The 26,701-nt window shown below is 66.3% G+C and carries 25 protein-coding genes and 1 tRNA gene; 15 read left to right on the top strand and 11 right to left on the bottom strand.

The annotated features are described in order from the left end of the window. Positions 1-31: 31 nt before the first annotated feature. From E0504_RS00925 to E0504_RS00905, 5 genes are all read right to left on the bottom strand, one after another. Positions 32-1,528, bottom strand: coding sequence for a hypothetical protein (locus E0504_RS00925; RefSeq protein ID WP_131621016.1), 1,497 nt, complete (start codon positions 1,526-1,528; stop codon positions 32-34). Positions 1,529-1,996: 468 nt separating this feature from the next. Beyond that, positions 1,997-2,995 (bottom strand): CsgG/HfaB family protein, encoded by a 999-nt coding sequence (locus tag E0504_RS00920; RefSeq protein WP_131621014.1) that lies wholly within the window; start codon positions 2,993-2,995, stop codon positions 1,997-1,999. A 7-nt stretch (positions 2,996-3,002) separates the two neighbouring features. Continuing rightward, positions 3,003-3,437, bottom strand: coding sequence for a curli assembly protein CsgF (locus tag E0504_RS00915; RefSeq protein WP_131621012.1), 435 nt, complete (start codon positions 3,435-3,437; stop codon positions 3,003-3,005). A 188-nt stretch (positions 3,438-3,625) separates the two neighbouring features. Beyond that, positions 3,626-4,228, bottom strand: a complete 603-nt coding sequence (locus tag E0504_RS00910; protein WP_131621010.1) for a helix-turn-helix transcriptional regulator — start codon at positions 4,226-4,228, stop codon at positions 3,626-3,628. A 192-nt stretch (positions 4,229-4,420) separates the two neighbouring features. Beyond that, positions 4,421-4,495 (bottom strand) — tRNA-Thr (locus tag E0504_RS00905). Between the two features lie 108 nt (positions 4,496-4,603). Here E0504_RS00905 and E0504_RS50155 point away from each other — a divergent pair. The 10 genes from E0504_RS50155 to E0504_RS00860 are packed head-to-tail and all read left to right on the top strand — an operon-like array spanning position 4,604 to position 13,359. Then, positions 4,604-4,753, top strand: a complete 150-nt coding sequence (locus E0504_RS50155; protein WP_165938363.1) for a hypothetical protein — start codon at positions 4,604-4,606, stop codon at positions 4,751-4,753. Positions 4,754-4,805: 52 nt separating this feature from the next. Next, a complete protein-coding gene (gene gpmA / locus E0504_RS00900; RefSeq protein ID WP_131621008.1) occupies positions 4,806-5,492 on the top strand; it encodes a 2,3-diphosphoglycerate-dependent phosphoglycerate mutase in 687 nt (228 codons plus the stop codon). After that, complete coding sequence (purE, locus tag E0504_RS00895; protein ID WP_131621006.1) at positions 5,492-5,983, top strand: 5-(carboxyamino)imidazole ribonucleotide mutase; 492 nt, start codon at positions 5,492-5,494, stop codon at positions 5,981-5,983. The genes gpmA and purE overlap by 1 nt, the downstream gene beginning before the upstream one ends. Continuing rightward, complete coding sequence (locus E0504_RS00890; protein WP_131621004.1) at positions 5,983-7,041, top strand: 5-(carboxyamino)imidazole ribonucleotide synthase; 1,059 nt, start codon at positions 5,983-5,985, stop codon at positions 7,039-7,041. The genes purE and E0504_RS00890 overlap by 1 nt, the downstream gene beginning before the upstream one ends. Further along, positions 7,038-7,535 (top strand): dihydrofolate reductase, encoded by a 498-nt coding sequence (locus E0504_RS00885; RefSeq protein WP_131621003.1) that lies wholly within the window; start codon positions 7,038-7,040, stop codon positions 7,533-7,535. The genes E0504_RS00890 and E0504_RS00885 overlap by 4 nt, the downstream gene beginning before the upstream one ends. Continuing rightward, complete coding sequence (locus E0504_RS00880) at positions 7,532-8,698, top strand: dipeptidase (protein ID WP_131621001.1); 1,167 nt, start codon at positions 7,532-7,534, stop codon at positions 8,696-8,698. The genes E0504_RS00885 and E0504_RS00880 overlap by 4 nt, the downstream gene beginning before the upstream one ends. After that, a complete protein-coding gene (locus tag E0504_RS00875) occupies positions 8,695-9,630 on the top strand; it encodes a bifunctional riboflavin kinase/FAD synthetase (protein WP_131620999.1) in 936 nt (311 codons plus the stop codon). The genes E0504_RS00880 and E0504_RS00875 overlap by 4 nt, the downstream gene beginning before the upstream one ends. Beyond that, positions 9,630-12,431 (top strand): isoleucine--tRNA ligase, encoded by a 2,802-nt coding sequence (gene ileS, locus E0504_RS00870; protein WP_131620997.1) that lies wholly within the window; start codon positions 9,630-9,632, stop codon positions 12,429-12,431. Before E0504_RS00875 ends, ileS begins: the two co-directional genes overlap by 1 nt. Next, a complete protein-coding gene (gene lspA, locus E0504_RS00865) occupies positions 12,428-12,949 on the top strand; it encodes a signal peptidase II (protein ID WP_131620995.1) in 522 nt (173 codons plus the stop codon). The genes ileS and lspA overlap by 4 nt, the downstream gene beginning before the upstream one ends. Before the next feature lie 5 nt (positions 12,950-12,954). Beyond that, the gene (locus tag E0504_RS00860) at positions 12,955-13,359 is read left to right on the top strand and encodes a DUF3035 domain-containing protein (protein WP_131620993.1); all 405 of its coding nucleotides are present in this window, start codon (positions 12,955-12,957) and stop codon (positions 13,357-13,359) included. 27 nt (positions 13,360-13,386) lie between these two features. Here the strand turns inward: E0504_RS00860 and E0504_RS00855 are convergent, their stop codons facing one another. After that, positions 13,387-14,679 carry a hemolysin family protein gene (locus E0504_RS00855; protein WP_131620991.1) on the bottom strand — a complete coding sequence of 431 codons (1,293 nt, stop codon included), beginning with the start codon at positions 14,677-14,679 and terminating at the stop codon, positions 13,387-13,389. A gap of 156 nt (positions 14,680-14,835) precedes the next feature. Here E0504_RS00855 and E0504_RS00850 point away from each other — a divergent pair, with 156 nt between their 5' ends. After that, positions 14,836-15,519 carry an OmpA family protein gene (locus E0504_RS00850; protein WP_131620989.1) on the top strand — a complete coding sequence of 228 codons (684 nt, stop codon included), beginning with the start codon at positions 14,836-14,838 and terminating at the stop codon, positions 15,517-15,519. A 104-nt stretch (positions 15,520-15,623) separates the two neighbouring features. Here E0504_RS00850 and E0504_RS00845 read toward each other — a convergent pair whose 3' ends face one another. The 3 genes from E0504_RS00845 to E0504_RS00835 form a co-directional block, all read right to left on the bottom strand. Further along, the gene (locus E0504_RS00845; protein ID WP_131620987.1) at positions 15,624-18,152 is read right to left on the bottom strand and encodes an ATP-binding protein; all 2,529 of its coding nucleotides are present in this window, start codon (positions 18,150-18,152) and stop codon (positions 15,624-15,626) included. A gap of 7 nt (positions 18,153-18,159) precedes the next feature. Further along, the gene (locus E0504_RS00840) at positions 18,160-19,638 is read right to left on the bottom strand and encodes an ATPase domain-containing protein (RefSeq protein ID WP_131620985.1); all 1,479 of its coding nucleotides are present in this window, start codon (positions 19,636-19,638) and stop codon (positions 18,160-18,162) included. A gap of 82 nt (positions 19,639-19,720) precedes the next feature. Next, the gene (locus E0504_RS00835; protein WP_131621590.1) at positions 19,721-20,500 is read right to left on the bottom strand and encodes a 3'(2'),5'-bisphosphate nucleotidase CysQ; all 780 of its coding nucleotides are present in this window, start codon (positions 20,498-20,500) and stop codon (positions 19,721-19,723) included. A gap of 97 nt (positions 20,501-20,597) precedes the next feature. Here E0504_RS00835 and sucC point away from each other — a divergent pair, with 97 nt between their 5' ends. From sucC to E0504_RS00815, 4 genes are all read left to right on the top strand, one after another. Next, positions 20,598-21,797: an ADP-forming succinate--CoA ligase subunit beta gene (gene sucC / locus E0504_RS00830; protein WP_131620983.1), complete on the top strand. Its 1,200-nt coding sequence runs from the start codon at positions 20,598-20,600 to the stop codon at positions 21,795-21,797. A 75-nt stretch (positions 21,798-21,872) separates the two neighbouring features. After that, positions 21,873-22,619, top strand: coding sequence for an electron transfer flavoprotein subunit beta/FixA family protein (locus E0504_RS00825; protein ID WP_131620981.1), 747 nt, complete (start codon positions 21,873-21,875; stop codon positions 22,617-22,619). Positions 22,620-22,646: 27 nt separating this feature from the next. Next, on the top strand, positions 22,647-23,576 hold the full coding sequence (locus tag E0504_RS00820; protein ID WP_131620979.1) for an electron transfer flavoprotein subunit alpha/FixB family protein: 930 nt from the start codon (positions 22,647-22,649) through the stop codon (positions 23,574-23,576). 1 nt (position 23,577) lies between these two features. Further along, positions 23,578-24,930 carry a DUF389 domain-containing protein gene (locus tag E0504_RS00815; RefSeq protein ID WP_131620977.1) on the top strand — a complete coding sequence of 451 codons (1,353 nt, stop codon included), beginning with the start codon at positions 23,578-23,580 and terminating at the stop codon, positions 24,928-24,930. Here E0504_RS00815 and E0504_RS00810 read toward each other — a convergent pair. Together E0504_RS00810 and E0504_RS00805 are read right to left on the bottom strand one after the other, a co-directional pair. Beyond that, complete coding sequence (locus E0504_RS00810; protein ID WP_131620975.1) at positions 24,884-25,417, bottom strand: GNAT family N-acetyltransferase; 534 nt, start codon at positions 25,415-25,417, stop codon at positions 24,884-24,886. The two genes, E0504_RS00815 and E0504_RS00810, sit on opposite strands and share 47 nt — an antisense overlap. After that, the gene (locus E0504_RS00805; RefSeq protein WP_207912052.1) at positions 25,414-26,664 is read right to left on the bottom strand and encodes a DUF445 domain-containing protein; all 1,251 of its coding nucleotides are present in this window, start codon (positions 26,662-26,664) and stop codon (positions 25,414-25,416) included. The genes E0504_RS00810 and E0504_RS00805 overlap by 4 nt, the downstream gene beginning before the upstream one ends. Positions 26,665-26,701 lie beyond the last annotated feature (37 nt).

Below are 26,701 nucleotides of genomic sequence, written 5' to 3'. Positions count from 1 at the left end.
GGCCTCAGGTCAGGCCGCCGCTCCGTAGTCATTAGTTCTGCGTGACGGTGGCAGTGTTGCTGCTGCCAATCTGGGTCACGCTCGACCAGTCGCTCGCACCTTGGCTAACAGTGGCAGTGTTGCCATTGCCGCCCGTTTGCGAGACCAGCGAGTACGAGTTCGCACCCTGGCTGACGTCGGCGAAGTGGTTGTCACCGGTCTGGGTAATCTCCGACACCGCAAACGAAGCCTGACTGACCTCTGCACGGTTGTTGTTGCCGGTCTGCGCGATGGTCGATTCAGCATCGGCAGCTGCCGGGGCCTGCGAGGTCGCGGCAACGTTGCCGTTACCCACCTGCGCGATGTCGACATAGGCACGGTCGCCAATCTGGTCGAGAACGGCTTGGTTGTCGTCACCGTCTTGCGCGACGAAGATCCCGGCGGCTGCACCGGCCTGGCGCACGTTGCCCTTCGCGTCTTCGGTGCTGCTCACCGAGTTACCGTTGCCGGTCTGCTGAACGTCGAACATAGCTCCGACACCGTCCTGCGCCACACCGGCGAAGTTGTCGTCGCCTTCCTGCGCGATCTTGGCGCTGCCGCCGCCGGTCTGCGAGACATAAGCCTCGTTATCGTCTCCGACCTGGTCGATACCCACGGCCAGCGCATTGTAGGTGGTGACGCGCGGGTTGGGGAAGTTGCCCGGGAAGTTCGCGGTCTCACCGACAGCGTTGCCGTTCGCGTCCTGGTCGACGGTGGCCTGGTTCGAGTTGCCGTCCTGCCGGACGGCGGCCTCGTTCAGGTTACCCGTCTGTGTCAGGGTAGTGGCGTTCCCGTCGCCTAGCTGGAGAACGTCCGCACGGTTGTCGTCACCGAGCTGACCAGCGGAAAGGGTGTTGCCATTGCCGGTCTGGCCAAGGTCAAGCACGTTGCGTAGGCCGTCCTGCGAGACGGTCGACTCGTTGCCTTCGCTGCCGACATCGTTGGTCTGCTTCACGAGAGCGATGTTGCTGTCGCCCTTCTGTTCGGTCGAGCCTACGTTGTTCGAACCGTCCTGGCGGATGCCGGCAATGTTTAGGTTGACGCCGGCGGCGATCAGGTTGGTGTCCGACTGCTTGATGGTCGCCGAGTTATTGCTGCCTTTCAAGTTGTCGTTTGTTCCCTGAGCGATGTCGGCCTGGTTACGGCCCTTCTGCTCGATTGTGGCATCGTTGTCGGCAGTGAGCTGCAGGATCGTAGCGGCCGAACCGGTCGTCGCTGTCGAGTTGTCTTCGCGCTTGCCCTGCTTGATCGTCGCCTCATTACCCGAGCTGAGCGATGCCGCGCCGAAGTTGTGACCCTGGGTCACAGTCGCGGTGTGGCTATTGCCGGTCTGCTCAATTTTCGAGGTCTGCTCGTTGAAACGCTGCGTGACAGTCGCACTGTTGCTATTGCCGGTTTGCGACACGGTCGACGCGTTGTTCGCTGCAGCTTCAGTAACGGTCTGCGCCATGGCGGGAGCGCCAATAACGAGTGCGGCCGCGGAGACGGTCGCGAAAAGCATATTCTTCATTTCAAAAGCTCCTGATGGATGGATTGGTCCGTGTTCTGCGGCCCGGCACCCGGCGAAAGGGATCGCTGGATGCTGAAGCGTGGACCCTTTGCCGGGCCTCGATTTTGTCGTTCGGACGCGCGAAGGCGCCCGTTTTCCGGACAGGAGCTTGAATGAAACGGAAAATTAATTTCTGCCGTGGCAGGAACCCAAAGTCGAAAATGGGCTTGTTCCCGTAACATGGTTGTCAAACTCCAGCCGGAGATTCATAACCATGTCTGTCTCGCGCCTTGGCGCGGGACGGACCTGGTTGTTTCACACGCAACTTAGTCAATCGGGGCGCGTCGGGGCTGCAACTCCGGCGCGCCTTTATTTCACCGACCCAGCGAAGCGGCTGCAACCGCCAGCGTCAGGCCACCGGAAAAATCCTGGCGTCATCGGACGGGTCCGGCCCCCGCCCGCGCCTTGGTCACCACCCGAAGGCAGTGATCAATTGTTGACGCGCTCCCTCTTCCGCCGGCCGGGATTGCCATCGTCGGCGTCGGCAGAGGCAGTGCGCTTAATCTTCTGCGGGGCCATCGGCGGCGCATTGCGCAGCGCCTCGGCCACCTTGTCCGAATCGATCCGCCCGTCGCGCTCTTGGCGGTATTGCGAGAGCAGCGGGTCGCCCGCGCCCGGACTGGCGAACTTCCACAGGTTGAGTTCCACCCCTTCGAGCACCAGCGAATGGACCGCCTTTTCGATCGCCTGTTGCAGGGCAACCTGGTCTGGCTCGTTCGTGGTGTAGCCGGCTTCGGCCTGGAGCAGTTCCTTGAACCCGATATAGCGAAAAGCGTTGGCGCCGATCGACTGGCTGGCGATCGTCTTAGAAGCGGTGACGGTGGTCAGCACCTCGCCCGTGCGCACCGATACCGCCCGCAGGTAAACCGTGACAGTGTCCTGGCGATATTCGGTTCGGCCGCCGATGCCGAGGAAGGCTGCGCCCGCTCCGCCGGTTACCGTGTTGGTGTCATAGCCGACGACACCGCCCTCCAGGATCACCCCGGCGAACAGCAACGCCGGCAGCGCCTGCGGATTGAGGTCCTTCTCGCCCAGATAACGTTCGCGCATTTCGCGGATGATCTGGCGCTCGTTCAGCAGGTTCTTGAGCGATTCGCGCTCGACGATGGTGAACCACTGCCGGTTTCCGGCGTCCTGCAATGCCTTGACCAGGATCGAAGCGCCACCCTGCGTCACCGCGCGAGACAGGGTCTGGCCTGCCTCGGTCGGCTTGAACTGACCGGTCTGGTCGGAGAATCCGTAGACCGCCACCGCGACCGGACGATCGGGCGAAGGCAGCGCCGACAGCAGGGTCTGGGTCTGCGTGCGATCGGGAATGAAAGCGCGCGAGGTGGTTTCGGGCCACAGCGTGTTGCCGCTGCCGGTCACCGTCTGACACGCAGAGAGCGATAGGGCGACCAGGCCGACGAAAAGAGACTTGGGCTTCATGGTCGGCTTACGGCTGCACGTCGATGAAGGTGGGGATGACGATGGTGGTGACTTCGCCCGTGTCGTCGTCGGTGATCGTCAGCGTGACTTCCGTCAGGCTGCGCAAGAACGTGATGGTCTGGCCACCGAAGCTGATCGTGCCGCTTTCCTGCGGGTTTTCGCCGAAGATCGCGTTGACGATCTGCGAGGAGAGGGCCGACAACAGGCGCGACTGCAACTGACGGGCGAAAATATCCGCCTGCGAGCTCTTGGTCGTCGCCGCCGGGTCTTTGTAGTCGTTCTGCGCGTTGGCTATGCCAAGCAGGTGCGCCGAATTGAATGGATTGCCGCCGAAGCTGGGGTCGATCGGTTGGTAAGTGATGTCTTGCGCGACCGCCGGCGTCACCATCAGCGCCGCCGATATGGCGGAGACCTTCGCTGCTCGCGCCCAAAACTGACCCATTTGAAGCATCCCCCTTAAGAGCGGGGGTTAATTGCCCCGCCCCGTAAACCCTGCGCTTTAAGCGGCTGGGTTAACTGCAAGTTATGTCCGGGCTAACCGATTCGCATCCCCAATCGAGGGGAGATTAGCGAAAGATTCGGCTGATCCGCCGGCTGCGTCCCGCGATGAAACAACCCCGTCAGCAATTCTTAACATGCACAGAAACCCCTGACGAGTTGCGTCAGCTGAACCGCTGACTCCACTCCCGCCTTGGAGTGGATCTGCTTCAGATGGCTGCGCACGGTGCTGAGCGATATAGCCATTTGCTGGGCGATCTCGCGCGGACTGTATAGCCGGGCAAAGTGATCGAGCACGCGGGTTTCCGTGGCTGTCAGCCGGAGCGCGCGGGCCAGTCCGCTGTCCTGGACGCCGCGATGCGGGATGGACAGGTTCATCAGCAGGCACACGAGATCGGTATCGTCCGGCAAGCTCCAGCCGATCACCATGGCCCAGTGGCGGGTGTTGCGGCCGCGCAGAAGCACGCTGTCGCACGAACCGCTGGCGGCCTCCACGAAGTCTGCCAGCGCGGCATTTGCCGATGGGTCGTCAACCGCAAGCGCCCCGTTCTCGATATGGAGGGGGAACGGCGGGACGAGCAGGCGGGTCGCATTGTCACTGCACCAAACCAGCCCGCAGTCACGGTCGAGCACAAGACGCGGCCTCGCGTCCAGAGCGCCGAGCATCTTTTCGAACTGCAATTCGAAGTCGCGCCCAACCGCGGGCGCGATTTTGCGCCCTAGCGCCCCCTGCACCGGAATACTTGCCTCCTGCCCCCAAAGACCCGGCAGCCTAGCCGCGAGTTCTTACCCACCCCGGTTAACGAGCTAATTTTTCGGTGAATAGGACAAAAGCGACAACGAGCCGGCAACCTGATCCGATCTGGATCAGATGCGCCGTACCTGGCCGGTGTCGCGCCACTGCTGATGAGGGGTGAAGTTAAGCGATGGTGCTGCTGGAGAGGATTGAACTCTCGGCCTCACCCTTACCAAGGGTGTGCTCTACCACTGAGCTACAGCAGCTTGAACCATCGGATCGCCCCTCGCGGCAATGCCGGGCCGGGAGCGGGCGCGCCTTACAACGCGCCCGCCCCTTGTCAATCATTTCCGCCGCGGGCAAGCATTCGCGCGATGCCCGAGCACAAGCCTTCTCGCGAGGAACGATTGGCTGCCAAGCTGCGCGAAAACCTGCGCCTGCGCAAAGCCCAGGCCCGCGCGCTGGATACCTGCCCAACCGATCCGGCCCACCGCGCACTTCCCAACGGCGAGGACGGCGGCTAGAGGACGCGGCCTTGGGGGGCAGGCGCTCCGTTCACTCGCGGGAGCGCGCACTTTGCCCACGCTGATCCTGGTCCGCCACGGCCAAAGCCAATGGAATCTGGAAAACCGTTTCACCGGCTGGTGGGACGTCGACCTGACCGAACAGGGCGTTGCCGAAGCGACCGCGGCCGGCGCGTTGCTGGCCGACAAGCGGCTGCTGCCGACGGTCGCCTTCACCTCGCTGCAGACCCGCGCGATCAAGACGCTGCATCTGGCGCTGGAGGCGTGCGGCCGGCTGTGGATTCCCGAAACCAAGGACTGGCGCCTTAACGAGCGGCACTATGGCGGCCTTACCGGGCTGGACAAGCAGGAGACCCGCGATCGCCACGGCGAGGAACAGGTCCACATCTGGCGCCGCAGCTTCGACATCCCGCCGCCGGCCATGGCCGAGGGAAGCGCATTCGATCTGGCGGCCGACCTGCGCTATGCCGATGTCGAGGTGCCGCGCGCCGAAAGCCTCAAGCTGACGATCGACCGCGTGCTGCCGTACTGGGAACGGGCGATCCTGCCGCAGCTGGTGCGTGACGAAACGGTGATCGTGTCGGCCCACGGCAACAGCCTGCGCGCGCTGGTGAAACATCTGTCGGGCATTTCCGATGCGGACATCACCGACCTGGAGATTCCCACCGGCCAGCCGATCGTCTACCACTTCGATGATCAGCTCACGCCCGGCGAGCGGCGTTACCTCAAGGACCTGTAATGGCCGCCAGCGTGCCGCGAGTCGCGATCGTGATGGGAAGCCAGTCCGACTGGCAGACGATGCGCTGCGCCGCCGACGTGCTCGACGAACTCGGCGTCGGATACACCGCCAGCATCGTGTCCGCGCACCGCACGCCCGACCGTCTCCACCGGTTCGGCAAGACTGCGCACGAGGCCGGTTTCAAGGTCATCGTCGCCGGTGCGGGCGGCGCGGCGCATTTGCCGGGAATGCTGGCCGCTCTCACGCATCTGCCGGTGCTCGGTGTGCCAGTGCAGTCGAAAGCGCTGAACGGACTGGATAGCCTGCTGTCGATCGTCCAGATGCCCGCCGGCGTGCCGACCGGCACTTTGGCGATCGGCGAACCCGGCGCGACCAACGCCGGTCTGCTGGCGGCGGCGATCCTTGCCCTGGGAGATGAAGGCCTGTCGCAGCGGCTGCAGGACTGGCGGGCTGCGCGGACCGCGGCGGTTGGCGAGGCGCCCGAAGACTGATGCTGCACGCAGGCGGCACCATCGGCATCCTGGGCGGGGGCCAGCTTGGGCGCATGCTCGCCCTCGCCGCAGCGCAACTCGGCTACCGGACGCACATCTACACGCCCGAACGAGACAGCGTCGCCGCCGAAGTGGCGAGCGAAGCGACCATCGCGCCGTTCACCGATCCGTTGGCGCTGGGCCGCTTTGCACAAAGTTGTGACGCGGTGACGTTCGAGTTCGAGAACGTGCCCGCCACCCCGCTGGCGTTCCTGGCAGAGCGTCTGGCGCCGGGCCTCCGCGCGCTCGAGACGGCGCAGGACCGGGTAAAGGAAAAGCGTTTCGCCGAAAGTCTCGGCGGCCGGACCGCACCGTTCGCCGCGGTGGAAACGCCTGACGATCTGGCCCGCGCAGTGGACCGCATCGGCGCCCCGGGCATCCTCAAGACCGCGCGCGAAGGTTATGACGGCAAGGGCCAGTGGAGGCTCGAATCCGCCCGCGACGCCGATTCGATCCGTCTGCCGCACACGACCTGCGTGTACGAAGGTCTGGTGCAGTTCACCGCCGAGTTCTCGGTCATCCTGGTGCGCGGCCATGATGGCGAAGTGCGGTTCTGGGATTCGACCGAGAACCGTCACGTCGACGGCATCCTTGCCGAATCGATCTGGCCGCCGTCGGACGCGATTGCCGGCCAGGTCGCGGACGCGCGCGGACTGACCCGCCGGATCGCCGACGCGCTGCAATACGTCGGGGTGTTGACGGCGGAATTCTTCGCGACTGCTGCCGGTCCGGTTTTCAACGAGATGGCGCCGCGGGTGCACAATTCCGGCCACTGGACGATCGAAGGTGCGACGACGAGCCAGTTCGAAAACCACATCCGCGCGGTCGCCGGACTGCCCCCGGGAGACACCGCCACCACCGCGGCGCGACTGGCGATGACCAACCTGATCGGAGCGGACGCGCTGTCGGCCCACCAGCAGTTGTCCGACCCGGCCGCGCACCTCCACCTCTACGGCAAGCGCGAGGCGCGGCCAGGGCGCAAGATGGGGCACGTAACGCGCGTGTGGCACGCCACTTGAACGGCGGTGCTTCGGGCAGCGTCGTGACGGCGATCCTCGCCCGCGCCGACAACGGGATCATCGGCCGCGATGGCACCCTGCCCTGGCGTATCTCGGCCGACCTCAAGCGGTTTAAGGCGCTGACGCTGGGGACGCCGATGATCATGGGTCGCAAGACGTTCGACAGTCTTGGCCATCCGCTTCCCGGGCGCAGGCACATCGTGCTCACCCGCAATGCGGAGTGGGCAGCCGAGGGTGCCGAAGTAGCCCGTTCGGCAGACGAAGCCCTCGCGCTGGCGGGCGGCGGGGCGTCGGTGATCGGCGGGGCGGAGGTGTACCGGGTGATGCTGCCGTTCACCGCGCGCATCGAACTCACCGAGGTGCACGGCGATTTCGCCGGCGATACCGAGATGCCTTACCCGGGCCAAGACTTCCGCGAAGTGGCGCGGGTCGACCATCCGGCGTCAGGCGACGTGCCGGCATTCTCGTTTGTGACCCTGGAGCGCACGCGATGAAAAAGGCGGCCTGGGGGCTGATCGTCCTGTTGCTGGTGGCGCTGGTCGGGTTCTTCGCGCTCGGTCCGGGCATGGTCGAGCGGTCGATGAACCGGATCGACGGCCAGCCGCTGATCCCGGTGTCCGCGCTGGCCAAGGCGCTGCACCAGACGCTCACCATCGTCGATCTGCATTCCGACACCCTCATGTGGAAGCGCAGCCTGCTGTCGGCGGGCAAAGGCGGTCACGAGGATCTGGGCCGGCTGGAACAAGGCAACGTGGCGCTGCAGGTGTTTTCCAGCGTCACCAAGACTCCCAAGGGTCAGAATTACGATTCCAATTCAGCTGAGACCGACAACATCACGCTGCTGACCGTGGCGCAGCTGCAACCGGTGCGGACCTGGACGTCGCTGCTCGAACGATCGTTGTGGCACGCCGAAAAGCTGCACCGCGTCGCAGACAAGGCGGGGGGGCGGCTGGTCGCGGTCGAAAGGCCATCTGACATTGGCGGACTGCTGGGGCGGCGCGAGATCAAGGGCCGCGGGGTCGGCGCGATGCTCAGCATCGAAGGCCTGCAGAACCTTGAAGGCGATCTCGGCAACCTCGACCGGCTGCACGCTGCGGGCTTCCGCATGGCGGGGCTGACGCATTTCTTCGACAATGACCTCGCAGGATCCATGCACGGAGAGCGCAAGGGCGGCCTGACCCTCAAGGGACGCGAGGCGGTGCGGCGGATGGAACGGCTCGGCATGATTGTGGACGTCGCGCACTGCAGCCATGCCTGCGTGGCCGATATCCTCGCCATGGCCAAGCGGCCGGTGGTCTCCAGCCACGGCGGGGTGCAGGCAACCTGCAAGGTCAACCGCAACCTGACCGACGACGAAATCCGCGGGGTTGCCCGCACCGGCGGCGTTATCGGCATCGGATACTGGGATGCGGCGATCTGCGGCACGAGCCCACGCGACGCCGCACGGGCCATGAAGCACGTGCGCGACCTGGTGGGCATCGACCACGTGGCGCTGGGCAGCGACTACGACGGCGCCACCACTGTCCGGTTCGACACCAGTCAATTGACGCAGGTTACCCAGGCGCTGCTGGACGAAGGGTTTTCCGAGAGCGAGGTCCGCCAGGCGATGGGCGAGAACGCCTTGCGGGTGATTCGCCAAGGCATCGTCGCCCGATGACCTGGCTCGACCACCGCGCGCCTGTGCCCGATCCCTTGCGCGGTGCAATCGTTGCGCTGGGCAATTTCGACGGCTTCCACCTCGGCCACCAGGCGGTGGCGGGGGAGGCGATTCGCTGGGCCCGCGAGGAAGGTCGGCCGAGCATCGTCGCCACGTTCGATCCGCATCCGGTGCGCCATTTCCAGCCCGATGCCGCGCCCTTTCGCCTGACCACGCTCGAACAGCGGCAGGAACTGTTCCTCGCCGCCGGTGCCAGCGCGATGCTGGTATTCCACTTCAACAGCGAGCTTGCGGCCACCACGGCGGAGGATTTCGTGAAGGTGCTGCTGCGCGAGCAGATCGGCGCGGCGGGCGTGGTGACCGGGGAGGATTTCACCTTCGGCAAGGCGCGCGGCGGCAACCGCACGGTGCTGGAGGCGCTGGGCCGCAAGTGCGGAATCACGGCGCGGGCGGTGGCGCCGGTGCTGGAGGGCGGCGCGCCCGTATCGTCCAGCCGCATCCGCCAGGCGCTGCAGAACGGGGATTGCGAAACCGCCGCCCGCCTCCTCACGCGCCCGTTCGCCATCCGCGGCACGGTCCAGCACGGCGACAAGGTGGGTCGCACGATCGGCTACCCCACGGCTAACCTCGCCTTGGGCAACTACCTGCGTCCGCGCTACGGCATCTATGCCGTGACCGGGCGGGTGCTGTCGTCGGGCGAGGAATTGAAGGGCGCCGCCAACGTGGGCGTGCGCCCGACCTTCGATCCGCCGAAAGAGCTGCTGGAGCCGTATTTCTTCGACTTCGCGGGCGATCTCTACGGAAAGGAGATCGAGGTGGCGTTCCACCATTTTCTGCGGCCGGAGGCGAAGTTCGCCGGGCTGGAGGAACTGCAGGCGCAGATGGCGGAGGATTGTGCCCGCGCACGGGAGCTTCTAAGCGCCGCCGCGTAATGAGCGACGCCGAACCCACTCCTCCGCGCGATTATCGCGCCACCGTGTTCCTGCCCAAGACCGACTTCCCGATGAAGGCCGGCCTGCCGCAGAAGGAGCCGGGCATCGCGGCGAAGTGGGAGGCCGAGGGACTCTATCGCCAGCTGCGCGATGCGCGAGCCGGACGCGAAAAGTTCATGTACCATGACGGCCCGCCTTACGCGAACGGCGACATGCACATTGGCCACGCGCTCAACCACACGATCAAGGACATGGTCTGCCGCACGCAGAACCTGCTCGGCAAGGACGCGCCTTACGTCCCCGGGTGGGACTGCCACGGCCTGCCGATCGAGTGGAAGGTCGAGGAACAGTACCGCAAGGCCAAGCGCGACAAGGACAGCGTGCCGCTGCTCGAATTCCGCGCCGAGTGCCGCGCCTATGCCCAGCACTGGGTCGACGTGCAGCGCGAGCAGCTGAAACGCCTCGGCGTGATGGCCGACTGGGACAACCCCTACCTGACCATGCAGCCCGAGAGCGAGGCGACCATCGTCGCCGAACTGCTCAAGTTCGCCACCAGCGGGCAACTGTATCGCGGGGCCAAGCCGGTGATGTGGTCCCCGGTCGAAAAGACCGCGCTGGCCGAGGCCGAGGTCGAGTACGAGGACGTCGTCTCGACCCAGATCGACGTGGCGTTCGAGATCGTCGAGAGCCCAATCCCCGAACTCGTCGGCGCACACGCGGTGATCTGGACCACCACGCCGTGGACCATCCCGGTCAACCAGGCGATCGCCTATGGGCCGGAGATTGAGTATCGACTTTGCCGCAAGCGTGAGGACGACGGCCGCCAATTTCTCGTCGCGCTCGAACTAATTGGGATTGCCGAAGCCCGCATTGGCGACCTCGTTCCCATGCGAGCGATCAAAGGCTCCGACCTCGCCGGCACCGTTGCGCGCCACCCGATGCACCACCTCGGTGGGTTCTTCGCCGAGGCGCGGCCGTTCCTGCCGGGCGAGTTCGTCACCACCGACACCGGCACCGGGCTCGTCCACATGGCGCCCGACCACGGCGAGGACGATTTCGAGCTGTGCAAGGCCTATGGCCTGACCCCGAAGTTCGCGGTCGAGGGCGACGGCAAGTACCGCGAAGACTGGGGCTGGCTTGGCGCGCAGGGCTCGGTGATCAACCCCAAGTTCAACGCGCCCGACGGGCCGATCTGCTCGGACCTCAGCGATGTAGGCGCGCTGCTGGCGGCGAGCGCGGACTACAAGCACAGCTACCCGCACTCGTGGCGGTCGAAAGCCAAGGTGATCTTCCGCTGCACGCCGCAGTGGTTCGTGCCGATGGACCAGCCGCTCGGCAGCGGACAGACGCTGCGCGAAACCGCGCTTGGCGAGATCAGCCGCGTCAAGTTCATCCCCGAAAAGGGCCGCAACCGGATCGGCTCGATGGTTGAAGGGCGGCCCGACTGGGTGCTCTCCCGCCAGCGCGCCTGGGGCGTGCCGATGACCCTGTTCGTCAACCGCGCGACGGGCGAATACCTGGTGGACGAAGCGGTCAACGCGCGGATCGTCGCGGCGGTGCGCGAGCACGGCATCGACGCCTGGACGCCGGAAACCGCGCACTCCTTCCTGGGCGACGACTACGCGCCCGACGAGTGGGAAGCAGTCAGCGACATCCTCGACGTGTGGTTCGATAGCGGCACCAGCCACGCCTATGTGCTCGACAGCGGGCGCTGGCCCGACCTGTCGTGGCCGGCGGACATCTATGTCGAGGGGTCCGACCAGCATCGCGGCTGGTTCCAGTCCTCCCTGCTGGAATCCTGCGCCACCCGCGGCCGCGCGCCTTACGACCAGATCCTCACCCACGGCTTCACGATGGACGCCAAGGGCATGAAGATGTCCAAGAGCCTCGGCAACACGGTCGATCCTATCAAGGTGATGGAAACCTACGGCGCGGACATCATCCGGCTGTGGGCGCTGAGCGTCGATTTCACCGAGGACCACCGCATCGGCGACGAGATCCTGAAGGGTGTAGCGGACCAGTACCGCAAGCTGCGCAACACCTTCCGCTACCTGCTCGGCGCGCTCGACGGGTTCGAGTGGGAGAGCGAGGGCGTCGGTTACGGCGAGATGCCCCCGCTCGAACGATATGTGCTTGCGCGGCTGGCGCAGCTCGATGCGACGATCCGCGGCGCGATCGCTGCGTACGACTTCAACGAGTACGTCCGGGCGCTGATCGAGTTCTGCAACGAGGACCTGTCGGCGTTCTATTTCGATGTCCGCAAGGACCGCCTTTATTGCGACGACGCCAATTCGCTCGAACGGCGGGCGACCCGCACCGTGCTCGATGTCCTGTTCCAGGCGCTGGTGCGCTATGCCGCGCCGGTGCTGGTGTTCACCGCCGAAGAGGTGTGGGGCACCCGCTTCCCGGACCGCGGCAGCGTCCACCTGCTGGAAGCACACCCGCTGCCGACTGAGTTTGCTGACGAGGCGCTGGTCGCGCAGTACGCCGCGCTGCTCGAACTGCGCGAACAGGTGACCGAGGCGATCGAACCGCTGCGGCGCGAGAAGATCGTCCGCTCGGGCCTCGAGGCCGAAGTGACCGTGCCCGCGAGCGCGGTGCCGGCAGGCTTCAGCGATGCCGACCTTGCCGAACTGTTCATCACCGCGACAGTGCGCCGGAGCGATGACGACACGGTGACCGTCACCCGCACCGCCGACGAGAAGTGCGGCCGCTGCTGGCGGCTGCTGCCCGAAGTGCCGGTGGACGGCGCGCTGTGCGCTCGCTGCGAAGACGTGGTGGGCGAGGAGGAGCTGGCGTGAACCCGGTCACCCGCAACCGCCTGATCGGCCTTGCCATCGCGGTCGTGCTGTTCGCGGTCGATCAGGCGAGCAAGGCCTATGTCCTTGACACCCTGCGGCTCCAACTGGGTGAGACGCACTATCTGGTGCCGTTCTTCCAGTTCACCCTGACGCACAATTACGGCGTGTCGCTGGGTATGTTCACCGCGCAGTCGGACTCGCAGCGGTGGATGCTGGTGGCGGTGACCGGGGTGATCGCGGCGGTCGTCACCGTGTGGCTGCTGCGCGAGCGCAAGCTGGGCGATATCCTGGGGCTGGCGCTGATTCTCGGCGGCGCGCTCGGCAATATCAAGGACCGCTACGAGCTGGGCTATGTGGTCGACTTCCTCGACCTGCACTTTGGCGAATGGCGCCCGTTCCTGATCTTCAACGTGGCCGACGCCGCGATCACCATCGGCGTCGTCATCATCCTTGCCCGATCGCTGCTTATCCGCGAAAAGGCGCCCGACAATCCGGCCGATACGGTCGTGGAGAGCTGACAACCATGCGCAAGACCCTTCCCTTCGTGCTTCTCGCGACCGTCGCGCTGGCGGGCTGCGGCTCGACCGGCCTGCTCAACCGCGAGCGGCCCGATGAATTCGCCGTGCAGCGCCAGGCGCCGCTGGTGGTGCCGCCCGATTTCAGCCTCACCCCGCCCGCTCCCGGCGCGCCGCGCCCGGCCGAAGGCACCGCGTCCAGCCAGGCGCTCGACGCGCTGTTCGGCGGTCCGGCTCCGCGCAGCCAGGTCGAAACCAGCGCGCTCGATCGTGCCGGCACGGCCGAGCCGGGCATCCGCACCTCGGTCGGCGATCCGCAGACCAACACCGTCGCCAAGGGCGGCGTCACGCGCGACATCATCGCCGCGCCCGAAGGCGATGGTGCCGGGGCTTCGGCGGTCATTCCGGGCTGATTTGGTTGCGACCCCGCCCCCGCGGGGTCACAAACAAACAGCCAGCAGCTTGTCGATCTTGCGCCCGTCCATGTCGATCACTTCGATGCGCCAGCCCTGATCGACGAAGCTTTCACCCTCTTCGGGCAGCTTCTTTAGGCTCCACAGCACATAGCCGGCAGCCGTCGCGAACTCGCGGTCTTCCGGCAAGTCGATGCACAGCCGGTCAGCCAGCTGGTCGGCCGGCAGCGCGCCTGAGATCAGCAGGCTGCCGTCCTCCCGCTCGGTGATCGTGGGCGCCTCGCCCAGGTCCTGATCGCTGGCGAAGTTGCCGACGATGGCGGTCAGGAGGTCAACCGGCGTGACGATCCCTTCAAGGTGGCCGTATTCGTCGTGCACCATCGCCATCGCGACTTCGGCCTGCTGCAGGCTGCGCAGCGCGTCCATCGCGTCGAGCTGATCGGGCACCACGTCAGGTTTTTTCATGAGCGCGCCCAGATCGACCGGCTGACCGGCGAGCAGCACGCGGAGCACCTCGCGCGCCTTGACCACCCCGACGACGCGGTCGGGCGAGCCATCGGCCACCGGCAGCACCGAGTGCGGGCTGGCGTCGATCCGCGCGCGCAGATCGACCTCGGGCGCGTTGAGATCGAGCCAGTCGAGTTCGGTGCGCGGGGTCATCAGTTCGCGCACGGGCCGCTCGGCCAGGCGCACCACCCCGGCCAGAATCTGGCTCTGGCCCTTTTCGATCACGCCGGAATGGGTCGCCTCGGTGAAGATCATGTGCAGTTCTTCCGACGTGACCGTGCCCTGCCCTGCCGCGCGCACGCCGAGCAGGCGGATCAGCAGCGAAGACGAGGTGTCGAGCAGCCAGACCACCGGCATCGCCACCCGCGACAGCAGCGCCATCGGCTGCGCGGCGATCAGCGCGATGGGCACGGCGGCGCGCAGCGCGATCTGCTTGGGCACCAGTTCGCCCACGACGACGCTGAAATACGTGGTGATCGCGATCACCAGCGCAAAGCCAGCTTCGGGTGCATATTCCGCCGGAATGCCGAGCGCGGCCAGACGCTCACCCACTGGACCGCCCAGGCTGGATCCCGAATAGGCGCCGGCGACGATTCCGACCATGGTGATCCCGATCTGCACGGTCGAGAGGAATTTTCCGGGATCCCCGGCCAGGGCCTGGGCCACTTTGGCCCCCTTGCTGCCGCGGTCGGCGATCGCCTTGAGGCGCGAGGGCTTGGCCGAAACGATGGCCAGCTCGCTCATGGCGAACACCCCGTTGAGCAGGAGCAAGCCGGCGATGATCAGGACGTCGGTCCAGGGAAACGGTGTCACGCGACCCGCGCTAGCACAAAACCGCCCCGCTGCCAGCGGGAACCGCCGTGCGCGCGCGTTCGTTGAGGGGCTGGAGGCGCGGGTAGGGCGCGCCCGCCTCGGCGTGCGGCAAATGCTTCACGCGGCGGACGAACGATAGAAAAAGGGGATTACCCAATGAAGACTTCGCGCAAATTCACCGCGGCCATCGCCGCGGTTTCGCTGGTGGGCGTTTCGGCCTGCGTCACCGATCCCAACACCGGCGAGCAGAAGATCTCCCGCGCGGCGATCGGCGGCGTGCTCGGCGCGGGCGGCGGCGCGTTGCTGGGCGGCCTGATCGGCGGCCGGACCGCACGTATCGCCGGGGCAGTCGCGGGCGGTGCGCTGGGCGGCTACGCCGGCTACCGGATGGACAACCAGATCCGCGAACTGAAGGATCAGACCGCCGGTTCGGGAATCGATGTGAACGAAGTCGATGGCGGCCAGGCGATCCTCGTCAATCTGCCTGAGGGCGTGACCTTCACCACCGGCAGCTATCAGATCAACTCGGGCTTCCAGACCCTGCTCGATCGGGTCGCTGCGAGCCTGCAACAGTACCCCAACAGCCTGGTGGACGTGTACGGCTACACCGATACCGTCGGGTCGGCGACCTCGAACCAGCGCCTGTCCGAACAGCGCGCGCAGGCGGTTGCGAACTACCTGATCAGCCGCGGGGTCAGCTCGTCGCGCATCCGCTGGCTGGGCTTTGGCGAAACCAACCTCAAGGTGCAGACCGGGGACAACGTCAACGAGCCGGCCAACCGCCGGGTCGAGGTGAAGATCATCCCGATCAGCCAGGCCGAGGCGAACGCCGCCAACTGACGCACGATACCGCGCGGTCGCACGCGGAAAGGGCCGGCTCCGTCAGGGGCCGGCCCTTTTTATGTATGTTTGCGTTCCGTCCGCCGGCCCCAGCCGCTCGGCAATCAGGTTTGCGCGCGGGTCAGCTCGCTTACCCGGCGAGCGAGCTCGCCAAGCTCGAACGGCTTGGTCAGCAGGTGCATCCCGCCGTCCAGCGGAGCGTCGCCGAACACCGTGTTCTCCGCGTATCCGGTGATGAACAGCACGTTGAGATCGGGCCTGCGCGTGCGCGCCGCGTCGGCCAGCTGCCGGCCATTGAGGCCGTTCGGCAGCCCCACGTCGGTAATCAGCAGGTCGATGCCAGAGGCATCGCCGATTATGCCGAGTGCCTGGACGCCGTCGCTGGCCTGGATTGTCCGGTAGCCCAGCTCCTCCAGCGATTCGGCAACCAGCGTGCGGATCAGCACCTCGTCATCCACGATCATCACCGTCTCCCCGCGGTTCGGCTGATCGCGCCGCTCCTGCCGGGAAGGCGCGGTCGCGATCGCTTCGCGATGCTCCGAACGCGGGAAGTAGAGATGGACCGCGGTCCCCTCGCCCACTTGCGATTCGATCCGCACATGACCACCCGACTGGCGCACGAAGCCATAGACCATTGACAGGCCCAAGCCGGTACCCTCACCCAGCGGCTTGGTGGTGTAGAACGGGTCGAACGCGCGCTCGATGATGTCCGCCGCCATGCCGGTGCCGGTGTCGCTCACCGTGATGCGGACATAATCGCCGGGTTCAGGCGCGTCGGCGGCGCTACCCGTCTGATCGACGGTGCGGTTTTCCGTTTCGATCACGATTTCGCCGCCATCGGGCATCGCATCGCGCGCATTGATGCACAGGTTGAGCAGCGCGTTCTCGAACTGGTTCTGGTCGATCAAGGTGGGCCACAGCGTCATCTGGTGCTGCACCGTAACGGAGATGGACGGACCGACCGACCGTTGCAGAAAGTCCGCCAGGTTGGCGACCACGGACTTGAGATCAGTCGGCTTGGGATCGAGCGTCTGCCGGCGGGAGAACGCCAGCAACCGGTGCGTCAGACCAGCCGCGCGCGCGATGCCGCCTTCCGCCATTTCGAGATACTTGGGAATCTCCGCGAACCGTTCCTGCTTCGCGCGCCGTCCGATCAGGTCTAGCGCCCCGGACACCCCCATCAGCAGGTTGTTGAAATCGTGCGCCAGGCCACCGGTCAGCTGCCCCACGGCCTCCATCTTCTGGGATTGGCGCAACTGCTCCTGCGCGGCCTCGCTCTCGCGCGTGCGCTCATCGACTTGCTGCTCGAGATTCTCGGCCAGACTGGCGAGGGCCTGCTCGGCCACCCGCCGCTCCACCGCGGCGTGCGTCCGGTCCGCCACATCGCGCACGAACGCCAGCTCGGCCGGGGTCCATTCGCGGACATGCTCGTGATTGAGAAATAGCAGCGCCACGAAATTGTTGTGGTCGATCAGCGGCATGTTGATGAACGAGCGGGCGTGAATCGCTTCCAGTTCGCTCGCGGTGTCCGCGGTCCGGGGATCAAGCCGGGCATCCGCGACGACGACGGTCTCTCCCTGCTTCAGTTCTTCGATGTACGTTCCGTAATCGCGGAACTGCAACACCCCCGAAATCGACCGCGTACCCGGCTGATTCCAGTCCCGCTCGATCGTCACGGTTTCGGCGACCGGATCGATGATGCCGTATCCCGCGCGGCTGACCCCTAGGGTGGTGCCCAGGATTTCCGCGGCGAGATAGGTCATCTCGGTCGGTTCGAGCTTGTTGCGCAAGCCGTCACCCAGGGCGAGCAACGCGGCCCGGCGGTGCTCAGTGGCACGGGCGGACGTAACATCCTGGCTGACCCCCACAATGCGTACCGCGACGTCCGCGGCGTCGCGTTCGATCCGGCCATTGATCTTGACCCGGTGAAGCGAGCGATCCGGCCAGATGCAGCGGTACTCGATATCCAGGTCACGCCCCGAATCGACGCTGCCGGCCACCGCCTGTTCCCAGCGCGGCAGATCATCGGGATGGATGGCATCACGCAGGTCTTCGAGGGTCAGCGGTTCATCGGGCGCGCGACCGTAATGCGCCTTCCCCTCAGGAGAAGTCGTGAGATCGCCGGTTGCGAGGTGGAACGACCACGAACCCAGCCGGCCGGCGCTGAGCGCCAGGCTCATCCGCTCCTGCCCCTCGCGGATTTCCTCGAGCCGGCGGCGCGCTTCGTACTGGCGGAGCCGTGCCCGCCGGGCCGAGCGCGCGAGGCTGACCAGCGAAGTGGGGTGAAACGGCCGCTCCAGAAAGGTGACGTTACCCAGCATCTCGAGCAGTCGTGACGCCGCCGGGTTGCGCTCGATCCCGCCACCGCGCGCGGTCAGGACGATGAACGGGAAATCGGACCATTCGGCCTGTTCAGCGAGGAACTCCGCCACCGCCCGCAGGTCGGAGCCCCGCAGCGCGTCCTCCGTGACGATCGCGAATCCGGCACCCTCGCGCAAGGCGGCGACGAACCCGGGCACGTCGGCGACCGCGGCGGCGTCGAGCCCCGCCTCCGCCAGCACCGCCGTCGCGACGGCGGCATCGCGGCCCAGAGGGGCGAGGACGATCGCCCGTTCGGACAGGGTACGGTTCAATGGATGCTCACGTTGTGGACGTATCCAGCAGTCCGACCGGGTCACCCACCAGGTCGGGCACCCCGCGCAAGACGCCCTGGAAGCCAACCAGCGGCTCACCAAGCGTGATTCCGCTGAGGCCGATCATATATTCGCGGATGGTGTCCTCGTGCGGACCGGTACGCTTCTTGACCACCGAAATGGCTCGGCGAACCCGGCCCAACGCCTCGAAATAGCGCAGCAGGATCACCGTGTCGGCCAGATAGGTCACGTCGACCGGCGACTTCATGTCGCCCACCAGCCCATGCTGCGCGACGGTCAGGAAAGTCGTGGCGCCCTGCCGGTTCAGGTACTGCAGCAGTTCGTGCATATGCAGGATCAGGGCCTGTTCTTCCGGCATCGCGGCCTGGAAGCCGTTGAGACTGTCGATGACGACCGTGCGCGCGCCGTACTTTTCGACGCACCGCCTGACCCGCTCGGAGAACTCGCCGGGGGTCAGCTCGGCTGCATCGATCTGTTCGATGATCAGGCGTCCGGCGTCGACCTTTGCCTGAAGGTCGATGCCCATCCCCTTGGCGCGTTCGAACAGCAATCCGAGTTCCTCGTCGAACACGAACATCGCCGCATTCTCACTCCGCTCGACGGCTGCCTGGATGAAAGTCAGCGTAAGCAGCGACTTGCCGGTACCGGCAGGGCCCAGGATCAGGTTGCTCGCGCCGCGCGGCAGCCCCCCCCCCAGCAGGTCGTTCAACGCGGTATTCGGCACCGGAACAGTTTCCCGCTCGAACGAGGCGCGATGCTCCGCCGAAATCAGGCGCGGGAACACTCGGGTGCCGCCGGTGTCAATCACGAAATCGTGGTAGCCGCCGCGATAGCGTCGCCCGCGATACTTGAGCACCCGCAGGCGCCGGCGCTCGGCGCCATAGGTCGGCGAAAGTTCCTCCAGCCGGATCACCGCATGGGCGACGCTGTGGACCGTCTTGTCGAGCGCCTCTGCCGTAAGATCGTCCAGCATCATCACGGTCGCGGAATTCTTGGCGAAGTAGTGCTTGAGCGCGAGAATCTGCCGCCGGTACCGCAACGAGCTTTGCGCCAGCAGCCGAATCTCCGACAGACTGTCGAGCACCACCCGCGACGGCTTCACCCGTTCGAACGCCTCGAAGATGCGCCGGGTCGTCTCGCCCAGCTCAAGGTCGGATGAATACAGCAGGCTCTGCTCCTGCTGGTCGTTCAGCAGACTTTCCGGCGGCGCCAGTTCGAAGATCTCGAATTTCGGATCGAACGCCCAGCCGTGGGAGGCAGCGCCGGCGCGCAGTTCCTCCTCGGTCTCGGACAAAGTGATGTAGAGGCCGGTCTCGCAGTTCCGGGCCCCTTCCATGAGGAACTGGCTCGCCAGGGTGGTCTTGCCCGTACCGGGGCTTCCCTCCACCAGATACAGCCGCCCCCTGAACAGGCCGCCTGCCAATATCTCGTCGAGACCGGGCACGCCGGTCGCACAATTATCCATCAACGCAAACTTTCGCAGTTGCCGTCGTTTTTTTGAACGGTGGCTCTACTCCGTCAAGTCGCGCGCGAAGCTGTGGTTCCGGTCAGCCGGCGATCGCCGCCGCCCGATCCGCCAGCCGCCCAACCGCAGCAGAGTGGATGGCCGGGGCACTGATCAGCAGGCCGAAGGCGCGCGGATCACGCTTGTTGTAATTCAGCGCGCGCCCGAAGGCGTCGGTCACGGCGGCCCCGGCTTCGCGGGCGATCAGGGCCGCGGCGCCGATGTCCCACTCGTAACCCCAGCGCAGTGTCGCCAGAAGGTCGGCGTCTCCGCTGGCCACCATCGCGGCGCGCAGGGCGATCGAGTTGGGTTTGTCGACCATCACTAGGTCACGATCTTCCTTGGGCAGCGAATCGGCCGGCACGCGGGCGCCGGCAAACTCCGTCCGCTGGGACACCGCCAGCGGCTCCCCATTGCGCCATGCTCCCTGGCCCGACACCCCGCTCCAGAACTCATCGCGTGCCGGTGCCGACAGGAAACCCATCAGCGGCCGGCCTTCGCTGATCAGCGCGACCGAGACCGCCCAGCCCGGGCGCCCGCGGATGAAGTCGCGCGTGCCGTCCACCGGATCGACCAGCCAGATCAGCCCCTTTCCAAGCCGTGCGGGATCGTCGGCGGTCTCCTCACTCAGCCAGCCGGCCGCCGGCAGCAAGCGCCCCAGTTCGCGCTTCAGGAAAGCATCCACCTCGATATCGGCCGCGCATACCGGATTGCCCGGGCTCTTCTCCCACGCATCCAGCGCGTGACCCGCGCCGGGCCACTGGCCAAAGGCAATCCGCCCGGCCTCCCGGACGATCGCTTCCAGACGTCGTGCATCGATCATCAACCGGCCTTGCAGCGGCACCGCGCCCTTTTCAAGCGCACCGATCCATGCTTAGGCCCCGGCCTACTTGCCCATCACACAGGAAGCTGCGCCAGCGATGAATATCCACGAATACCAGGCGAAGGAACTGCTCGCACAGCATGGCATCGCGGTGCCCGCGGGTCATGCGGCACTGAGCGTCGAGGAAGCGGTCGCGGCGGCGAAGCAGCTTCCCGGGCCACTCTACGTCGTCAAGGCGCAGATCCACGCCGGCGGCCGCGGCAAGGGCAAGTTCACCGAACTGGGCCCCGATGCTAAGGGCGGCGTCCGGCTGGCGAAGTCGGTGGAAGAGGTTGAGGCGAACGCCCGCGAGATGCTCGGCAACACGCTGGTGACGATCCAGACCGGCGACGCCGGCAAGGAAGTGCAGCGCCTCTACATCACCGACGGCGTCGATATCGAAAGCGAATTCTACCTCTCGCTGCTGGTCGACCGGGCGACGGGCCGGGTGGCGTTCGTGGTTTCGACCGAAGGCGGAATGGACATCGAGGCGGTCGCGCACGACACGCCCGAGCGGATCACGACCTTCTCCATCGATCCCGCCGAAGGGTTCCAGCCGCACCATGGCCGCGCCGTGGCGTTCGCGCTGAAGCTGAAGGGCGATCTGAACAAGCAGGCCCAGAAGCTCAGCCGGCAGCTGTACGATGCCTTCATGGCCACCGACTGCTCGATGCTCGAGATCAACCCGCTGGTAGTGACCGAAGACCAGCGGCTGCTGGTGCTCGACGCCAAGATGAGCTTCGATACCAACGCACTCTACCGCCACCCCGAAATCGAGGCGCTGCGCGACAAGACCGAAGAAGACCCGGCCGAAGTCGAAGCGAGCGAATACGACCTCGCGTACATCAAGCTGGACGGCAACATCGGCTGCATGGTGAACGGTGCCGGTCTGGCGATGGCGACGATGGACATCATCAAGCTGAACGGTGCGTTCCCGGCCAACTTCCTCGACGTCGGTGGCGGCGCTTCGAAGGAAAAGGTCACCGCGGCGTTCAAGATCATCCTGAAGGACCCGGCCGTGAAGGGGATCCTGGTCAACATCTTCGGCGGGATCATGAAATGCGACATCATCGCTGACGGGATCGTCGCCGCAGCCAAGGATGTGAACCTGTCGGTCCCGCTGGTCGTTCGGCTGGAGGGCACCAACGTGGAGCAGGGCAAGGCCATCCTCGACAATTCGGGCCTGGCGATCGTCAGCGCCGATGATCTCGGCGATGCGGCCCGCAAGATCGTCGCCGAGGTCAAGCAGGCCGCCTGATCGCGGCAGGGCGTCGGTTGACGCTTACGTAAAGGTTATCTAGATGCGCCACGCAAAGCTTAGGAGCGCGATGACATGAAGATCCTCGTCCCCGTGAAGCGGGTAATCGACTACAACGTGAAGCCGCGGGTCAAGGCCGACGGTAGCGGGGTCGATCTTGCGAACGTCAAGATGAGCATGAACCCGTTCGACGAGATCGCGGTCGAAGAAGCGCTGCGCCTGAAGGAAAAGGGCGCCGCTACCGAGGTCGTGGTGGTTAGCATCGGTCCGGCAAAGGCCACTGAAACGCTGCGCACCGGCCTTGCCATGGGCGCTGACCGGGCGATCCTGGTTCAGTCCGACGACGAGGTCGAGCCGCTGGCGGTCGCCAAGATCCTGAAAGCCATCGCCGACGCCGAACAGCCCGGCCTGGTGATCCTGGGCAAGCAGGCGATCGACGACGATTCGAACCAGACCGGCCAGATGCTCGCCGCGCTGATGGGTCGGCCCCAGGGCACTTTCGCGAACGAGGTCACCGTCGAAGGCGATCACGTCACCGTGAAGCGCGAGATCGACGGTGGACTGGAGACGGTCAAGCTGGCGATGCCTGCGATCGTCACCACCGACCTGCGCCTCAACGAGCCGCGCTACGCCTCGCTGCCCAACATCATGAAGGCCAAGTCCAAGCCGCTCGAGACCAAGAGCCCGGCCGACTACGGCGTCGACACCGCGCCGCGGATCAAGACCGTCAAGGTCGCGGAGCCGCCGGTCCGCCAGGCCGGTATCAAGGTCGCCGACGTCGACGAGCTGGTCGCCAAGATGAAGGCGCTTGGCATCGCATAAGAATTCCCGCTGGGAAAGGTTGAAGACATGAAGACTCTCGTTCTGGTCGAACACGACAACACCTCGGTAAGAGACGCGACGCTGGCGGTGGTCACCGCGGCCTCGAAGCTCGGCGAAGTGCACTTGCTCGTCGCCGGCAGCGGCTGCGGAGCCGCGGCCGAGGCTGCCGCCAGGATTGCTGGCGTGGGCAAGGTTCACGTGGCCGACGATGCGGCTTACGAAAACCAGCTGGCGGAAAACGTCGCGCCGCTGGTGGTCGACCTGATGGGCCACCACGACGCGTTCCTTGCCGCGGCCACCACCAACGGCAAGAACATCGCCCCGCGCGTGGCCGCGCTGCTCGACGTGATGCAGCTGAGCGAGATCACCGGGATCGAGGGTGAGCGCACGTTTGTTCGCCCGATCTATGCCGGCAACGCCATCGCCACGGTGGAAACCAGCGATGCCAAGCTGGTCATCACCGTGCGCGGGACCGCGTTCGACAAGGCGGCCAGCGAGGGCGGCAATGGCACCATCGAGGCCGTCAGCGGAACGGGTGACGCGGGCCTGTCGAGCTTCGTCGGCAGCGAGCTTGCCAAGAGCGAACGTCCCGAGCTGACCAGCGCCAAGGTCATCGTGTCCGGCGGCCGCGCGCTGAAGGACGGCGAAACGTTCAAGGAACTGATCTTCCCGCTGGCCGACAAGCTGAACGCCGGCGTCGGCGCAAGCCGCGCAGCGGTGGACGCGGGTTATGTGCCCAACGATTTCCAGGTCGGTCAGACCGGCAAGATCGTCGCCCCCGAAGTGTACATCGCGGTCGGCATTTCCGGCGCGATCCAGCACCTTGCCGGGATGAAGGATTCCAAGACCATCATCGCCATCAACAAGGACGAGGACGCACCGATCTTCCAGGTGGCCGACATCGGCCTGGTGGGCGACCTGTTCAAGCTGGTGCCGGAGCTGACCCAGAAGCTCTGACGTGAGCATCCCGGCGGGCGAGCAGCGTCTCGAGGCTAGCCGCCGAGGCGGAGCGTTCGCCGGGGTCGGCAAGAAGGGACATGGCCGCGCGGCGACAATCGCCGCGATCGCGCGCGACGCCCGCCTGACCCGCGGCTATCTGCTGCAGATCGTCCTGTCGACGGCGATCGCCCATCTTGGCTTGCTGATGGATTCGGCCCCGGTGGTGATCGGTGCCATGCTGATCTCACCGCTGCTGGCGCCGATCATGGGTTTCGGGTTTGCCCTGGCGACTTTCGACGGACGGCTGCTGCGGCGTTCGCTGCAGACGCTTGGCATCGGCACCGGCGCCGCGATCCTCGTCGCGCTGCTGCTGACCGTGCTGTCGCCGATCACCGATGCGACCCCCGCCCTGCTCGCGCGCGTGCGGCCCAGCCTGCTCGACCTGATGGTCGCGATCTTCGGCGGGGTCGCCGGGGCCTATGCGCTGCTCCGCAAGTTCTCCGCCACCCTCGTGGGCGTCGCCATCGCCACCGCCCTGATCCCTCCGCTGGCGACCGTGGGCTGGGGTCTGGCGTTGGGGCGATACGAATATGCCGGCGGCGCGCTTCTGCTCTACATCACCAACACCGCCGCGATCGCGTTCATGGCGACGGTCGTGGCGCGCTTCAACGGCTTCGGCACCGGACTGTCTCCGCGCCAGACCTGGATCCAGAGCGGAGGCATCCTGGCCGCCCTCGCGATCCTGGCGATCCCGCTCGCCTTCAGCCTCTCCGCCATCGTGCGCGAGGCGCGGACCACCACCGTGTTGCGGGATTCGCTGGAGAAGATGATCGGCCCCGCGGCAACGATCGATCGCTTCGATGTCGATTACCAGTCCCGCCGGCCAGGGGTGACTGCGGTGGTGATCGCGCCCGCTTTTGCCCCCGGCCTGGAGAAATCTTTCGGCAAGCTCGCGCGCGACGAGCTGGGGAACAGCACCCGCGTGTCGGTCATCCAGCTGCGCAACGGTACCGCTGAAGCGGAAAGCCAGCGCCTTGCACAGGCAGCCGCCGCGCGCGAAAGTGCCCTGACCGCCCGTGAGGCGCAGCGTGTGCGCGCCGCACTGGCGGTGTCCTTTGCCATCGACCCAGCGGAGGTGCTGATTGACGCCGAGCGCCGGGATGCCGCCGTGCGGCTCACACCCGGCGATGAGGACGAGGAACAGGACAGCGGCGCCGCCGACCCAGCTGCGGCGGTGCGCGCTGCCTATCCCGACTGGTCGATCGAAGTGGTGCGGCCGATACCCGCGCCTCAACCGAGCGCCGCCCCCGCACCTGCGCGCGAGACTACCCCCCAGGCGCCCGCTGGAACAATTGCACGTCCTCAGCAGTAGCCGGCAGCTGCGCCAGTCGCGTAGGCACGAAACCCAGCTTCCCGGCCAAACGGATCGACGGGACGTTGGCGGGCGCAATCATGGCGACGACCTCTCGCGGACCCTGCGTGTGATCGAACCATTCGAGGATGGCCGCCATGGCTTCGTGCGCGATGCCTTGGCCAAAGTAGGCCTCGCCCACGATCCAGCCGGCCTCGGGCCGGTCGTCGAAGTCCTCGCCCAACCCCCGCCACGAATAGAACACGCCGCAGTTGCCGATGAGGGGCTGTTGGTCCCGCAGGCGCACGGCGAACGAGCCGTAGCCATGCAAGGGCCAGGAACCGGCGTTGCGCAGGAACCGGGTGACATGGTCCGCGCGCTCGGCTGGCCGACCGAAATGGCGCCATACGCCAGGCGCCTGCATCAGGGCGAACAGCTCCGGCTCATCGGATGCTTGCGGTCGCCATAGCTCCAGCCGGTCGGTGACCAGTACGGGGCGATCCGTCACAGCAGCACGTCGGCGGCGTGGATCGCCACTCCCGCCAGTCCGCCCACGATGGTCCCGTTCAGACGAATGAACTGGAGGTCCCGGCCCACCGCCCCTTCGATCCGGTCGGTCACCGTGCGTGCGTCCCACCGGCGGACTGTCTCCGACACCAGACGCACGATCTGCCCGCCATAACGTGTGGCAACGCCGACGGCGGTGCGGCGCGCGAAGCGGTTGAGCTGCAGCTGCATGCGCGGATCGTCCCGCAGCACCTTGCCGAGCTCCGCCAGGCTCTGGGTCAGTTGCCCGCCGAGCCCGCCGCCGGGTTCGCGCGCGGTCTTGATCAGGCTGGTTCGGATCCGCTCCCACACTCCGATCCACCAGGTCGATACCGCCGGGTTGTCGAGCAGCTCGTTCTTCATCCGCTCGATCTTCTCGCGGGTCTCGGCGTCGTGGAGAAGGTCGTTCGCGAGCTTGGCGAGCCCCTCGTCAAGCTTTCCGCGCAGCGGATGCGCCGGATCGATCAGGACTTCGGCAAGCAGCTTGTACAGCCCGTCGAGCACGGCGTTCGCCAGCCGCTCGTCGAGGCCGGTCCAGCGGACCAGGCCGTTGGCCTTGTCGTGGATCATCGCGCGGATGAGCCCTTCGTTGGCCTCGATCGTCAGCCCGGCCCAGCGGATGGCCGAATCCATCAGCGGCAGGTGGCGCTTGTCGGCGATGGCCGCGGTCAGCATCTGGCCCAGCAGCGGCGCGACCTCGACCTTCGCAGCCAGCGCCTTGAGCCCGCCGCGCACCTGCGTGCCCAACCGTTCGGGATCGAGCGATTCGAGAAACTCGGCCAGCAGTTCGCCCGCCCCAGCGCGCAGGCGAGCGCCGGTCTCGCCCTGCGATGGCGCCGCCAGGTATTCGCCAGCGGCGCGGGCGAGGTTCATGTCCTGCATCCGCCGCGCCACCACTGCGGGGGTCAGGAAGTTGTCCTGCAGGAACGACGCCATCGTATCGGCGATGCGGTCCTTGTTTTCCGGGATGATCGCCGTGTGCGGGATCGGCAGGCCAAGCGGGCGGCGAAACAGCGCCGTCACCGCGAACCAGTCGGCAAGGCCGCCGATCATCGCCGCTTCGGCAAAGGCGCGCACGAAGCCCCAGGCGGGGTGCACCTCAACCCACTGGCCCGAAATGACGAACAGCGCCGCCATCGCTACCAGCAGGCCGGTGGCGGTGCGGCGCATGATCCGCGCGCGATCGGGTGTGGTCGGGATGCCCCCCATCCTCCGCCAACGCAGGGGAGCCGGGGGAGTTTCGCCG

It is taken from the genome of Parafrankia sp. BMG5.11 (assembly GCF_004337455.1).
Note: the sequence above shows the minus strand (reverse complement) of the source record. Positions and strands in the feature narration are given on the sequence as shown.

Bases quoted from the DNA above. Each gene is read 5' to 3' on its own strand.
- E0504_RS00820 (WP_131620979.1), top strand. From the start codon at position 22,647: ATGAAGACTCTCGTTCTGGTCGAACACGACAACACCTCGGTAAGAGAC.
- purE (WP_131621006.1), top strand. From the start codon at position 5,492: ATGGCCGCCAGCGTGCCGCGAGTCGCGATCGTGATGGGAAGCCAGTCC.
- E0504_RS00835 (WP_131621590.1), bottom strand. From the start codon at position 20,500: ATGATCGATGCACGACGTCTGGAAGCGATCGTCCGGGAGGCCGGGCGG.
- E0504_RS00890 (WP_131621004.1), top strand. From the start codon at position 5,983: ATGCTGCACGCAGGCGGCACCATCGGCATCCTGGGCGGGGGCCAGCTT.
- E0504_RS50155 (WP_165938363.1), top strand. From the start codon at position 4,604: ATGCCCGAGCACAAGCCTTCTCGCGAGGAACGATTGGCTGCCAAGCTG.
- E0504_RS00880 (WP_131621001.1), top strand. From the start codon at position 7,532: ATGAAAAAGGCGGCCTGGGGGCTGATCGTCCTGTTGCTGGTGGCGCTG.
- E0504_RS00875 (WP_131620999.1), top strand. From the start codon at position 8,695: ATGACCTGGCTCGACCACCGCGCGCCTGTGCCCGATCCCTTGCGCGGT.
- E0504_RS00925 (WP_131621016.1), bottom strand. From the start codon at position 1,528: ATGAAGAATATGCTTTTCGCGACCGTCTCCGCGGCCGCACTCGTTATT.
- sucC (WP_131620983.1), top strand. From the start codon at position 20,598: ATGAATATCCACGAATACCAGGCGAAGGAACTGCTCGCACAGCATGGC.
- E0504_RS00860 (WP_131620993.1), top strand. From the start codon at position 12,955: ATGCGCAAGACCCTTCCCTTCGTGCTTCTCGCGACCGTCGCGCTGGCG.
- ileS (WP_131620997.1), top strand. From the start codon at position 9,630: ATGAGCGACGCCGAACCCACTCCTCCGCGCGATTATCGCGCCACCGTG.
- E0504_RS00915 (WP_131621012.1), bottom strand. From the start codon at position 3,437: ATGGGTCAGTTTTGGGCGCGAGCAGCGAAGGTCTCCGCCATATCGGCG.
- E0504_RS00920 (WP_131621014.1), bottom strand. From the start codon at position 2,995: ATGAAGCCCAAGTCTCTTTTCGTCGGCCTGGTCGCCCTATCGCTCTCT.
- E0504_RS00825 (WP_131620981.1), top strand. From the start codon at position 21,873: ATGAAGATCCTCGTCCCCGTGAAGCGGGTAATCGACTACAACGTGAAG.
- E0504_RS00840 (WP_131620985.1), bottom strand. From the start codon at position 19,638: ATGGATAATTGTGCGACCGGCGTGCCCGGTCTCGACGAGATATTGGCA.
- E0504_RS00805 (WP_207912052.1), bottom strand. From the start codon at position 26,664: ATGGGGGGCATCCCGACCACACCCGATCGCGCGCGGATCATGCGCCGC.
- E0504_RS00850 (WP_131620989.1), top strand. From the start codon at position 14,836: ATGAAGACTTCGCGCAAATTCACCGCGGCCATCGCCGCGGTTTCGCTG.